13 protein-coding genes and 1 riboswitch are annotated in these 12,292 nt (G+C 75.2%); of the genes, 9 read left to right on the top strand and 4 right to left on the bottom strand.

Features of this window, described 5'->3' with window-relative positions; translation table 11 throughout:
• Positions 1–13 precede the first annotated feature (13 nt).
• Positions 14–232, bottom strand: coding sequence for a CAP domain-containing protein (locus Sdagh_RS37105; protein ID WP_190076509.1), 219 nt, complete (start codon positions 230–232; stop codon positions 14–16).
• Between the two features lie 203 nt (positions 233–435).
• Positions 436–1,062 (bottom strand): tellurite resistance TerB family protein, encoded by a 627-nt coding sequence (locus tag Sdagh_RS35090; protein ID WP_190076567.1) that lies wholly within the window; start codon positions 1,060–1,062, stop codon positions 436–438.
• Between the two features lie 259 nt (positions 1,063–1,321).
• Between Sdagh_RS35090 and Sdagh_RS35095 the strand changes: the two genes are divergently transcribed.
• From Sdagh_RS35095 to Sdagh_RS35125, 7 genes are all read left to right on the top strand, one after another.
• On the top strand, positions 1,322–2,299 hold the full coding sequence (locus Sdagh_RS35095; RefSeq protein ID WP_190076510.1) for a sporulation protein: 978 nt from the start codon (positions 1,322–1,324) through the stop codon (positions 2,297–2,299).
• 313 nt (positions 2,300–2,612) lie between these two features.
• The gene (locus Sdagh_RS35100; protein ID WP_189414257.1) at positions 2,613–2,888 is read left to right on the top strand and encodes an acyl carrier protein; all 276 of its coding nucleotides are present in this window, start codon (positions 2,613–2,615) and stop codon (positions 2,886–2,888) included.
• Entirely contained in the window at positions 2,885–4,171 is a 1,287-nt protein-coding gene (locus Sdagh_RS35105; RefSeq protein ID WP_190076511.1) for a beta-ketoacyl-[acyl-carrier-protein] synthase family protein, read from the top strand. Before Sdagh_RS35100 ends, Sdagh_RS35105 begins: the two co-directional genes overlap by 4 nt.
• On the top strand, positions 4,168–5,160 hold the full coding sequence (locus Sdagh_RS35110; RefSeq protein WP_226536185.1) for an ACP S-malonyltransferase: 993 nt from the start codon (positions 4,168–4,170) through the stop codon (positions 5,158–5,160). The genes Sdagh_RS35105 and Sdagh_RS35110 overlap by 4 nt, the downstream gene beginning before the upstream one ends.
• A 32-nt stretch (positions 5,161–5,192) precedes the next feature.
• Positions 5,193–5,404: riboswitch (cobalamin riboswitch) on the top strand.
• Positions 5,405–5,465: 61 nt separating this feature from the next.
• On the top strand, positions 5,466–6,512 hold the full coding sequence (locus Sdagh_RS35115) for an ABC transporter substrate-binding protein (RefSeq protein WP_494485922.1): 1,047 nt from the start codon (positions 5,466–5,468) through the stop codon (positions 6,510–6,512).
• Positions 6,509–7,525 (top strand): FecCD family ABC transporter permease, encoded by a 1,017-nt coding sequence (locus Sdagh_RS35120; RefSeq protein WP_190076512.1) that lies wholly within the window; start codon positions 6,509–6,511, stop codon positions 7,523–7,525. Before Sdagh_RS35115 ends, Sdagh_RS35120 begins: the two co-directional genes overlap by 4 nt.
• Complete coding sequence (locus Sdagh_RS35125) at positions 7,522–8,334, top strand: ABC transporter ATP-binding protein (protein WP_189414261.1); 813 nt, start codon at positions 7,522–7,524, stop codon at positions 8,332–8,334. Before Sdagh_RS35120 ends, Sdagh_RS35125 begins: the two co-directional genes overlap by 4 nt.
• 3 nt (positions 8,335–8,337) lie before the next feature.
• On the opposite strand, the gene Sdagh_RS35130 is transcribed toward Sdagh_RS35125, so the two are convergent.
• Positions 8,338–8,961, bottom strand: coding sequence for a TetR/AcrR family transcriptional regulator (locus Sdagh_RS35130; RefSeq protein WP_190076513.1), 624 nt, complete (start codon positions 8,959–8,961; stop codon positions 8,338–8,340).
• Positions 8,962–9,088: 127 nt separating this feature from the next.
• On the opposite strand from Sdagh_RS35130, the gene Sdagh_RS35135 reads away from it, so the two are divergent.
• Together Sdagh_RS35135 and Sdagh_RS35140 are read left to right on the top strand one after the other, a co-directional pair.
• Positions 9,089–9,718, top strand: a complete 630-nt coding sequence (locus Sdagh_RS35135) for an MSMEG_1061 family FMN-dependent PPOX-type flavoprotein (protein ID WP_189414263.1) — start codon at positions 9,089–9,091, stop codon at positions 9,716–9,718.
• 37 nt (positions 9,719–9,755) lie between these two features.
• Positions 9,756–10,679, top strand: a complete 924-nt coding sequence (locus tag Sdagh_RS35140) for a PDR/VanB family oxidoreductase (RefSeq protein ID WP_189414264.1) — start codon at positions 9,756–9,758, stop codon at positions 10,677–10,679.
• Between the two features lie 94 nt (positions 10,680–10,773).
• On the opposite strand, the gene Sdagh_RS35145 is transcribed toward Sdagh_RS35140, so the two are convergent.
• On the bottom strand, positions 10,774–12,285 hold the full coding sequence (locus tag Sdagh_RS35145) for a glycoside hydrolase family 3 protein (RefSeq protein WP_189414265.1): 1,512 nt from the start codon (positions 12,283–12,285) through the stop codon (positions 10,774–10,776).
• Positions 12,286–12,292: the final 7 nt, after the last annotated feature.

Below are 12,292 nucleotides of genomic sequence, written 5' to 3' on the forward strand. Positions count from 1 at the left end.
GGGCCCGGCCGGGTCAGCGGGCGCCGCCGAAGTCCCTGGGCCCCCAGGGGTCGCCGTCCCCGGCGTGGACACCGATGCCGATCTCCTCGAAGGCGCGGTCCAGTATGTTCGCCCGGTGGCCGGGACTGTTCATCCAGGCGTCCATGACCGCATCGGCGTCGGCCTGCCCGCGCGCTGCGTTCTCGCCCGGCACGGACCACAGGCACCCCGCGGCCTCGACCCGCTCGGCCATCGTGGAGCGGCTCGGCGGGAACCATGCCAGGGACAACTCGGCTGATCGGTCCGGCGAATACCGAACGGACCCGGTGGACACGACCCGCCCACCGGGGGTGCGGGGGCGTGCCGCGGGCACGCCGACGGGTCCCGGAGCGCCGCCATGAAGGAGCCTCAGAAAACCGCCGGGCCGCCCCCGATGGAACCGGTACCGCCGTCCGCTCAGACGGCGAACTCGGTGGGCGGCAGACCGAGGGCGGTGCACGCCTCCCGGATCACCTGCTGCTCGGCCGGCTCGAAGACCCCGTCCGCGCCCGCGACCACGATCCCGGTCTGGACGACCGCGCGCGCCTCGGCGGGCTTCTTCGCGGCCTTCGCGATCACCTGGAGGGCCTCCGCCTTGCCGGCGTGGAAGTCGGCGAGCAGCCGGTCCACATGCTGGTTGAACCGCTGGCGCAGCTGGTCCGCCGGGAAGTTCTGCAGCACGTCGTTGGTGACGATCAGCTCCTCCACGCGCTGCCGCTCCGCCTGCTCCACCCTTCCGTCGGCCGCGGCAACCAGCGCGCACATCGCCATGCTCGCGTCCCGGTAGGCGCCGCTCTTCAGCTCCGTCTTGACCGACGCGAGCTGGGACTTGAACAGGCCGACCAGCTGGGCCTTGGTCCCGCCGGACGACGAACCCGCCGCCCCGTGCCCCTGCCCCTGGCCGTACGGATGGCCCTGGCCCGGAGCCTGGCCCGGAGCCTGGCCCTGACCGCCGTACGCCCCCTGCCCGCCGCTCGTCCCGCGGGAGCTCTGGGACTGCTGGAGGTTCTTGGCCTGGTCCTTGATCCGGTCCCACATCGCCACTGGTGCCACCTTCTGCCGCTGATCGTCCAAGTCGTCGGTCACGCCACCGCGCGCCCACCGGATCAAACGCCTCCCGCGGCCGCACGGTTCCCCAGGGGCAAAGGAAAAGCAAAAGCGGCTCATGGGACGGGGTGTCCCCCGGTCCAACTCGCGCCCCGCGCGGCGGCCTTCGGGCACACTGAGCCACTACTCTTCTACATGCACGTAGAACCACGCGTGCGCGGAGAACCACCTGGCATACGAAGGAGTGGACGCCACGATGGTGTTCAAACGACTGCTCGGCTCGCTCGGCGTGGGCGGGCCCACGGTCGACACGGTCCTCGCCCCGGGCGCCGCCCGCCCCGGCGCGGCGCTCACCGGCGAGGTCCGCCTCAAGGGCGGCACCGCCGACTTCGACATCGAGCACATCGCGCTGGAACTGGTGGCGCGGGTCGAGGCCGAGCACGAGGGGGGCGAGGACGAGGGCGTCGCCGCGTTCGACCGGTTCGTCGTCGCCGGCGGGTTCCGGCTCGGCGAGGGCGAGGAGCGGACCGTGCCGTTCAGCGTGCCGTTGCCCTGGGAGACCCCGGTCACCGAGCTGTACGGACAGGGCCTCGGCATCGTCCTCGGCGTGCGCACCGAACTGTCGGTGGCCGGCGCCCGGGACAAGGGCGACCTCGACCGGCTCGCCGTGGCCCCGCTGCCCGCGCAGGAGGCGATCCTGGAGGCCCTCGGACAGCTCGGCTTCGGCTTCCGCTCCGCGGACCTGGAGTACGGCCGCATCGGCGGCACCGGGCAGCGACTGCCCTTCTACCAGGAGATCGAACTCACCCCCGCTCCCCAGTACGCCCACCAGGTTAACGAGATCGAGCTGACCTTCCTCGCCCACCCCGGCGGACTCGAGGTCGTCCTGGAGGCGGACAAGCGCGGCGGGCTGTTCTCCGAGGGACACGACGCGCTCACCCGCTTCACCGTCGGCCACCACGACGTCCGCGACTGGAACACCGAGGTCGACGGCTGGATCCGGGAGCTGATCGGCCACCGTGCCGCCTACGGTGCGCACGCCTCCTACGGTCACCAGGGCTCCGAGGACCACCACCACGGCGGCCACCGCTCCGGCCCGGGGGTCGGCACCGCCGTCGCCGCGGGAGCGGCGGGCCTGGCCGTCGGCGTCGTCGGCGGCATGGTCGCGGCCGAAGCGGTCGACGAGATCGGTGACTTCTTCGAGGGCGACGACGAGGAGGGCGAGGAGGAGTAGGCGCGGCGGGAGCGGACGCCGGGGGAGCGGCACGGCACCGGCTGCCCCCTTTACGCACGGACCCCCGCCCACCCTGAGTGCGCCATGGGGCGCCCGAACGCACAGCGTGGCAGCGGGAGTTGAGGGGGCGCCCCCGGCGTGCTCCGGTTGCCCCGGTGTTCCTCCCCGACCGGCGCTTACCGTTCCGGTCGGTCGGAAAGGCTGTCGGCGTGCAACCGGCAGATGCCGGGCCCGGGGCCCGGCACCCGGGACGGACGGTCTCCACCGGCCGTCCCGGGTGCGCCCCGTGCGAACGACCGAGGAGGAACCACCGATGCCCACAGCCGACGACCGCGAGCTCTTCGACGAAGTGCGTGAACTGCTGGCCGCCACCGTCGAGGACGTGTCCGTCGAGGAGGTCGCTCTCGACTGCGACCTCAAGGACGACCTCGGCGTCGACTCGCTGGCCCTGCTGGAACTCGTCGCCGCGATCGAGGACCGCTGGCAGGTCCAGGTGCCGATGGACGAGGCGGCCCGGCTGAGCACGGTCCGTGAGATCGTCGACCACCTCTCCTCCGTGGTGCCCGCCCCGGCCGGCGGCGCCGCGTGAGCCGAGGCAACCGGGCCGCCCCGCCCCGCGACGGGCGGGCCGCCGTCGTCACGGGGCTCGGCATGACCACGGCGCTGGGCGGTGACGCCCCGTCCACCTGGTCGGCGCTGCTGGACGGCGCCTGCGGGGTGAGGAGCCGCGACTACGGACCGCCCGACGGGCCACCCCAGGTCTACCTCGCGGCGCCCGCCGCCGTGGACCCGGCGTCCGGGCTGTCGCCGGTGAAGGCCGGGCACTGCGACCGTTCCGCGCAGTTCGCCCTGGTCGCCGCGCGGGAGGCGCTGCGCGACGCCGGTCTGCCGGACGACCGGTCCCTGGCGGGCGGCGCCTCCCGGGTCGTCGTCATCGTCGGCGCGGGGCTGGGCGGGCTCCTCAGCATCCTCGACCAGAACCGGCGGCTGGAGACCGGCGGCCCCGGCCGGGTCAGCCCCCGGGCCGTCCCGGTCATGCTGCCCAACCACGCCGCCGCCGAGGTCGGCCTGATGGTCGGCGCGACGGCCGGGGTGCACACCCCGGTCAGCGCCTGCGCCTCCGGCGCCGAGGCCGTCGCCCAGGCCCTCGCCCTGATCCGGGAGGACCGTGCCGACGTGGTGGTCGCGGGCGGCACGGAGGCCGGTCTGCACCCGCTGGTCTTCGCCGGCTTCGCCCGGCTGCGCGCCCTGTCGCAGCGGTGCGGCGAACCGGAACGGGCGTCCCGGCCGTTCGACCCCGGCCGCGACGGCTTCGTGATGGGTGAGGGCGCCGGAATGCTCGTACTGGAGAGCACCGGGCACGCCGCGGCCCGCGGCGCCCGCGTGCACGCCCGGCTGAGCGGCGCGGGCATCAGCAACGACAGCCACCACGTGGCCCAGCCGGCCCCCGAAGGGGCGGGCTGCGCCGCCGCCGTCACCGCCGCCCTCGACGACGCCGGCCTCCTCCCGGAGGACGTCCGGCACGTCAACGCGCACGCCACGTCCACGCCCGTCGGCGACCTCTGCGAGGCACAGGCGCTGCGCACGGCCTTCGGCGGAGCGCTGGACGACGTGGCGGTCAGCGCCACCAAGGCGGCCTTCGGGCACACCCTGGGCGCGGCCGGCGCCATCGAGGCGGTCACCACCGTCCTGGCCCTGCGGGAGAGAACCGCACCGCCCACCCGCAGTCTCGACCGCGTCGACCCGGCGATCGAGCTGAACGTGGTCGGCCGCGTCCCCGAACCCCTGCCCGCCGGGCCCCTGGCGGCGGTCAGCACGAGCATGGGGTTCGGCGGGCACAACGTGGCGCTGGCCTTCACCGCCGCCCCGTGAGCGCGGGCGTCCCCTCGGCGCCGGCGCGGACCGTGCTGATGTGCCCGGGACAGGGCGCCTACCTCCCCGGCGCCCTGCGCCACCTGCGGGAGGTGCCCGCCGTCGCCGGCGTACTGGCGGCGGTGGACGCGCACGCCCCGGACCGCGCCGGCACCGTCCTGCCGGTGGCCCGGCTCCTCACCGAGGCGGACGCCCCCGGCCCCGAGGAACTGGTGCGCGCGGACCCGCTCGGCTTCGACCTGGCCACGTACGCCGCGGTGGTCGCCGCCGGGACGGTGCTGCTCGACCTCGCCCGCGCCCGCGTCGACGCGGTCCTCGGCCACAGCGTCGGGGACCTCGCCGCGCTCACCGTGGCCGGCGCCCTCACCGTGGGCCAAGGGGTGCGGCTGCTGCGCGTACGGGACCGGCTGCTGCGCGGCGCGGCCCTGCCGGCGGCCGGCATGGTGGCCACCGACGCCGGCCCCGGCCGGGCGGAACACCTGATCCGCGCCCAGGGCACGGCACAGGTGCGGATCGCCGCCCACAACGCCCCCGCCCAGGTGGTGCTCTCCGGCCCCGACAGCCAGCTCGCGCGCCTGGCGGACGCCCTGCGGGACGACGGGCACCGGGTCACCCGGCTGGCCAGCCGCACCGCCTACCACCATCCCCTGCTCCAGGAGGTGCACCGTCACTTCCGCGGCCTGCTGCGGGCCCAGCCGGTCGCCCGGCCCGCCCTCCCGGTGCACACCACCGCCGGGCGCTGGGCGTCGACCCCCGCCCAGTTGCGCAGTACGGCCGCCGCCCATCTCACCGAACCCATGGCCCTGCCCCGCGCCCTGCGCGTCCTGCGCCGGGCGGGCTTCACCACCTACATCGACAGCGGCCCCCGGGCCCTGCTGAGCGCCCTGGTCAAGGCCGGCCTGCCCGGCTGCGCCACCGCCGCGCCGCTGCGCACCCCCGTCGGCGCCGACCGGATACGGCAGCGGCTGGCCGCGGTGGTCCCGCCCTGAGCGGACCGCCGCACCGGCCCCGGACCGGGGCTTGGTACCCTGCCGGGGCCAGTCACGCCACCTCGGTGGTCAGGGAATCCGGTGCGAATCCGGAACTGACGCGCAGCGGTGAGGGGGACGGGCGGGGCACTGATGCCACTGGGACACACCGCGCGGGCCACAGCGCCGGCGGTGCACCGTCCTGGGAAGGCGCCTCGTCCGGACGAACCCGAGTCCGAAGACCTGCTGGCACCTCCGCGCTCCCGCGCGGAGGTCGACCGTAGGCCAGGCTCCGCGTCCAGAGCCCCGACACCCGAGGCATGCCCGTGCTCCGCTCCACCCCCCGTCCCGCCGCGCTCCTGTGCGTGTCCCTGCTCCTGCTCACCGCGTGCGGCACGTCCGGCGCGGCCGGCCCGTCCGGTGCCAAGGGAACCGCCGCGTCCGCCGGTTACCCCGTCACGATCGAGAACTGCGGCCACCGCGTCACCCTGGAAGCGCCGCCCGAGCACGCCGTCTCCCTCAACCAGGGCAGCACCGAGATCCTGCTCTCCCTCGGCCTCGCCGGCCGGCTCGCCGGCACCGCCACCTGGACCGACCCCGTCATGAAGGGCCTGGAGAAGGCCAACGCCCAGGTGCCCCGCCTCGCCGACAACAACCCGTCCTTCGAGAAGGTCCTGGACGCCGGCCCCGACTTCGTCACCGCCTCGTTCGTCTCCACCCTCGGCACCGGAGGGGTCGCCACCCGCGAGCAGTTCGAGAAGCTCGGCGTGCCCACGTACGTCTCCCCGTCGGACTGCTCCGCCGGGAAGGACAACGACAGCGGCGGCGACGGCTCCCGCAGCACCCCGCTCACCCTGGACACCGTCTACCGGGAGATACGCGACCTGGCGCACGCCTTCGGCGTCGACGAACGCGGCGACGCGCTGGTCGCCCGGCTGCGGGAACGGGTGCGCACCGCCACCGAGGGACTGGACGCCTCGGGTGTCTCCCTCATGTACTGGTTCGCCAACTCCCAGTCGCCCTACCTCGCCGGCTGCTGCGGCGCACCCGGCGCCATCACCCGCGCGGTGGGCGCGCGGAACGTCTTCTCCGGCACCCATGACGAATGGCCCCAGATCAACTGGGAGACCGTCGCCGACCGCGACCCCGACGCCATCGTCCTCGGCGACCTCTCCCGCAAGTCCCAGACCGCCGAGACCGCCGCGGCCAAGATCAGGTTCCTGGAGACCAACCCGGCCACCCGCCATCTGACGGCGGTGCGCGAGAAGCGGTACATCCTGCTCAGCGGGCAGGCGATGAACCCCTCCGTCCGCACCGTCGAGGGCGTCGAGCGGGTGGCCGCGGGCCTGCGGGACCTCGGGCTCGCCAAGTGACCGGTATACGCACCCCGTTGCTCACGGCGGCCGGACTGGCCGCGCTGGCGGTGTCGGTCGCCGTGGCCGTGACCATCGGGCCCGCCGACATCTCCACGGCCGACGTCTGGTCCTCCGTCGCCGCCCACCTCGGACTGGGCGAGAGCGGCCTCGCCCCGCTGCGCGACGGCATCGTCTGGGACCTGCGCATGCCGCGCACCCTGCTGGCCGCGGTGTGCGGCGCCGGCCTCGCGCTGTGCGGGGCGGTGATGCAGTCCCTGCTCCGCAACCCGCTGGCCGACCCGTTCGTCCTCGGGGTGTCCTCGGGCGCCTCCACCGGGGCGGTCGCGGTGATCGTGCTCGGCGTGGGCGGGGGAGCGGTGTCGCTGTCGGCCGGGGCGTTCCTCGGCGCCCTGCTCTCGTTCGGACTCGTCCTGCTGCTCAGCCACACCCTCGGCGGCAGCGTCGACCGGGTCGTGCTGTCCGGGGTCGCCGCCATGCAGCTCTTCTCCGCACTCACCTCGCTCACCGTGCTGACCTCGGCGGACGCGGAGACCACCCGGGGCGTGATGTTCTGGCTGCTGGGCTCGCTCACCGGCGCCGGCTGGACCGACGTCCTGCTGTGCGCCGGGATACTCGTGGCCGTACTGGTCGTCTGCCTCGCCCACTCCGCCACCCTGGACGCCTTCACCTTCGGCGAGGAGGCCGCCGCGAGCCTCGGGGTCCGGGTGGCCCGCGCCCGGCTGGTGCTGCTGTGCGCCACCGCGCTGCTCACCGCCGCCCTGGTCAGCTGCGCCGGCGCCATCGGCTTCGTCGGCCTGGTCCTGCCGCACGCCACCCGCGCCCTCACCGGCGCCGCGCACGCCCGGCTGCTGCCGGTGACCGTGCTGACCGGAGCCGTCTTCCTGGTGTGGGTGGACACCCTCGCCCGTACCGTCCTCGACCCGCAGGAGATCCCGGTGGGAGTGGTGACGTCCCTCATCGGTGTGCCCGCGTTCGTGGTCGTGCTCTACCGGGGCCGGAGGCCCGCGTGACCGTTCCCGAACCGCCGGACGCGTCCGGGCTGCGCGCCGACCGGGTGAGCCGGCGGGCCGGCGGCCGGCTCGTCGTCGACGGTGTCACCCTCGCCCCCCGCCCGGCCGAGACGGTCGGCCTGCTCGGCCCCAACGGCTCGGGCAAGTCCACCCTGCTGAGACTGCTCGCGGGTGTGCTCCGGCCCTCCGCCGGCGTGGTCACCCTCGACGGCTCGCCCCTGACCGGCCTCGGCCGCCGTACCGCCGCCCGGCGCGTCGCCACCGTCGAACAGCACGCCCACACCCAGACCGAACTGACCGTCCGTGACGTCGTCGCCCTCGGCCGCGTCCCGCACCGCCGCCCCTGGTCGCCGGTCTCGCCCGAGGACGCGCGTGCCGTCGCCGCCGCCCTGGACCGCACCGGCCTCACCGACCGGGCGGGCCAGTCCTGGCACACCCTGTCCGGCGGGGAACGCCAGCGGGCGCAGATCGCCCGCGCCCTCGCCCAGGAGCCCCGCGAACTGCTGCTGGACGAACCCACCAACCACCTCGACGTCCAGCACCAGCTCGACCTGCTGGAACTGGTGGTGAGCCTGCCGGTCACCACGGTCGTCGCCCTGCACGACCTCAACCTCGCGGCGATGTACTGCGACCGCGTCCTGGTGCTCCGCGAGGGCCGCGCCGTCGCCGGGGGCGCCCCCGGCGACGTCCTCACCCCGGACCTGATCGAGACGGTCTACGGGGTGCGCGCCGAGGTCACCGACGGCCCCGGTCACCCGGTCATCCGCTTCCTGCGGCGGTCCCCGCGCCCCGTGACGCCGTCCGGCTGATCCTCACGCCGGACCGGTGAGGTACCGGTGCAGCATGGCGACGAGTTCGTCCTCCAGCCGCCGGGTGCCGATCGGGTCGGGCGCCGCGCAGACCTTGTGGACCACCAGCTCCACCGTGGTCACGGTGAGCCGGGCGGCGGCCTCCACATCGGCCACCCGCACCTCGGGGTGGTTCTCGAACAGCTCCTGGGTGTGCCGGAAGCGCTCCTCCTCGTACGCGTTCACCCTGGCGATCAGCTCGGCCGACCGCGGGGTCTCCTCGGCCATGACGCGCAGCAGCCGCGGGTCGTCGACGTGGTTCTCGATCGCGGCCCGGACGAACTCCCGGAGGATCTCCTCCAGCGACTCGGGCAGGCCCTCCGCGAGGCGGCGGCCGACGCTCGCCTCGCCGGCCTCCAGGTGCCGGGTCACCAGCTCCACCAGGATCGCGTCCTTGTTCGGGTAGTACTGGTACAGCGAACCGATCGAGACCCGCGCCCGTTCCGCGATGCGGTTCGTGGTGCCCGCGGCGTAGCCGTACTCCTCGAAAACGTGAGCAGCCGCCTCCAGGATGCGCTGCCGGGTCAGCTCCGCCCGGAGCTGACGGGGCTGTTTACGTGGGGCGAGTCCGCGTCGGCCGGATGTCATGGCACCTCCTGGCGGGGCGTGCGAAAGCGAGTAGCGAACGACCTGAGTAATTGCTCACAATACTGGCATGACCTGCGGCGGAACCGTCAAGGACGGCTTCTGTCCCGCCTGCTGCGGAAGGACTCCCATGACGCGTGCCGCCACCCGCCCCCGACCCCTGGGCCCGGCCGGGGTCCGCGCCCGGCTCGGTGAGCCCGACGCCATGGTCGCGGCGAAGAAGACCGACCGCCTCGACGCGTACCACCGCCGGTTCATCGCCCACTCGCCGTTCCTGACCATGGCCACGGCCGACGCCAGGGGGCGCGCCGACTGCTCGCCCCGGGGCGACTACCCCGGCTTCGTGAAGGTCCTCGACGACCGCACCCTGGCCATTCCCGACCGGCCCGGTAACAAGATCGCCGACTCCTTCTCCAACCTGGCCGAGAACGACGGCGTCGGTCTGCTCTTCCTCGTCCCCGGCGCGCGGGAGACGCTCCGCGTCAACGGCCGGGGCAGGCCCACCGACGAACCCGACGTCCTGGCCCGGATGGAGACGGAGGCCAAACGGCCCGCACTCGCCGTCGTGGTGGAGGTGGAGGAGGTGTACTTCCACTGCGGACGCGCGCTCATCCGGTCCCGGCTGTGGGACCCCGCCACCCAGGCCCTCGCCGGCGAACTGCCCCCGGTGGGTGAGGTCTTCGCCGCGCAGACGGGCGTCGGCATCCCCCCGGAGGTCCTGGAGAGCCACCTGGAGGCCGGCTACCGCGAACTCTACTGACCGCCCCGGACCCCGACGGACCGAAGGACGCCTCCCCATGACACCAGCACCGACGCAGCGGACCGTCGTCGACCGCATCGCCCCCCTCGCGGACGACGTCGTCTCCCTCACCCTGCGGACCACCGGCGGCCCGCTCGCCCCCTGGGAACCGGGCGCCCACGTGGACGTGACGCTGCCCAACTGGCTGACCCGGCCGTACTCGCTGTGCGGCGACCCCGCCGACCGCGAGCGCTACCGCGTCGCCGTCCGGCACGACCGTCTCAGCCGGGGCGGATCGGAGTACATCCACCGCTTCCTGCGCCCCGGCCGCCCGCTGGAGGTGTCCGCCCCGCGCAACCACTTCCCGCTCCTGCCCGCGCCGCGCTACCTGTTCCTGGCCGGCGGCATCGGCATCACCCCCGTCCTGCCGATGCTGCGGGCGGCGACGGCGGCGGGCGTCCCCGCCGAACTGCTCTACCTCGGGCCGTCGACGCGGGCCATGCCCTTCGCGGACAGCCTGCGCGCGGAGTACGGGAACCGGGTGCGGATCGTGGCCACCCGCGAGCGGGGCAGGCCCGACCTGCGCGCGGTCGCCGCGGGCCTGGGCGACGGCACCCTCGTCTACTGCTGCGGCCCCGCGCCCCTGCTGGCCGCGGCCGAGGAGGCGTTCCCCGCCGGCCGGCTGCGCATGGAGCGGTTCCGTCCGCTGCGCCGGGAGTCCGGGCCCGCGACCGCGTTCGAGGCCGTGTGCGCCGGCTCCGGCCGGACGGTCCCGGTGGCGGCCGGGGAGTCGATGCTCGATGCCCTGGTCCACGCCGGGCTCCGGGTGCCCGCGGGCTGCCGTGAGGGTGTCTGCGGGAGCTGCGAACTCACCGTCCTGGACGGCGTCCCCGACCACCGCGACGACATCGGTGCCCCGGCGGGGCGCATGTACCCGTGTGTGTCCCGCGCCCGGTCCGCGCGGCTCGTCGTGGACCTGTGAGCCGTACCGGTGGACCCCACGGCGGCAACCGGAGCCGGGCACCGGGGATGTGCCGGCGGCCGGGCCGCTGCCGCCGGGGCATGGCCCGGCGGGCTCAGACGCCCCCGGTCAGCACCTCCGCCGCCGCCACCCCGGAGGCCGTGCTCGCGCCGTGCGTGAACACCTGCGCCGCCCCCGCCGTCAGGGGGTGCGGCAGCCCCATCTCCACCAGGACGGCGTCCGGGCGGGCCCGGGTCAGCTCGGCCACCGCCCGGCTCATCCAGGCGTGCCGGGCGGCGTCGCGGACCACGACGACCAGCGGCCGGCCCGCCGCCGGACGCAGGGCGCGCTCCTCCCACCCGGCCGCGCCGTCCGCCGGCTCCGGTGCGTGCACCCGGACCGACGTGGTGCCCGGCAGCCGCTCCCGCAGCGGGGCGGCGACACCCCAGGGCGTCTCCTTGGCGATCGCCAGATGGGTGACCGGCGCCAGCTCCACCACATGGGGCGCGGACCCCAGCGGCAGCGCGCCGGCGTCACCGGTGACCCGTACGGCACGGCGGGCGGCGACGGCGCCGATGCCCGCGGCGGACCCGGCGGGCACGGCGGCGGACTCGCGCAGCTTCACCGACCACTCGGCGAACTCCCCGACCCGGCGCGCCGCGTCCGCCAGCCGTTCCGCCGGCAGCTCCCCGCCCGCCACCGCGCCGGCCAGCGCGTCAGCGAGCAGCTCGGTGACGGACTCCTCGGCGCTCTCCCCGCCGACGCACACGGCGTCCACGCCCGCGGCGACGGCCCGTACCGCCGCCCCGCCGATGCCGTACGCCCGGGTGACCGCCGCCATCTCGATGGCGTCGGAGACGACCAGGCCGTCGAAGCCCAGTTCCTCGCGGAGCAGCCCGTGCAGGACCCGGCGGCTGAGGGTGGCGGGCAGGCCGGCGTCGTACGCGGGCACCAGCAGGTGGGCGCTCATCACCGCCCGCGCCCCCGCCTCGACGGCGGCCCGGAACGGCGGCAGCGCCCGCGCCTCGATCTCCTCCCGCCCGGCCCGGTAGGCGGGCAGGTCGTGGTGGGAGTCGACGGCGACGTCCCCGTGACCCGGGAAGTGCTTGGCACAGGCCGCCACGCCCGCCGACTGCAGCCCCCGCACCCAGGCGGCGGTGTGCCGGGACACCACGTCGGTCCCGGTGCCGAACGACCGTACGCCGATCACCGGGTTGTCGGGGTTGGAATTGACGTCCGCGCTCGGCGCGTAGTCGAGGCTGACACCCGCGGCGCGCAGCTCCCGGCCGAGGTCGGCCGCGACCGCCTCGGTCAGCGCCGGGTCGTCCACCGTGCCCAGGGCGAAGTTGCCGGGCCGGCTGGAGCCGGTCGCCGACTCGATCCGGGTGACGTCCCCCGCCTCCTCGTCGATGGCGACGATCAGCGCCGGGTTCTCGGCGCGCAGCCGCTCGGTCAGCCGCGCCACCTGCTCCGGCGTGACGATGTTCCGGGTGAAGAGCACCACCGAGGAGAGCCCGTCGGCGACGGCCCGCAGCACCCAGTCGGGGGCCTCGGTGCCCACGAACCCCGGCTGAAGGACGGAGAGCGCGAGCCGCCGCAACTCGCTGCTGTGCTTGCTGGAGGACATCGGCCGT

The sequence above is a fragment of the Streptomyces daghestanicus genome, from assembly GCF_020521275.1.
GTDB lineage: Bacteria > Actinomycetota > Actinomycetes > Streptomycetales > Streptomycetaceae > Streptomyces > Streptomyces griseoviridis.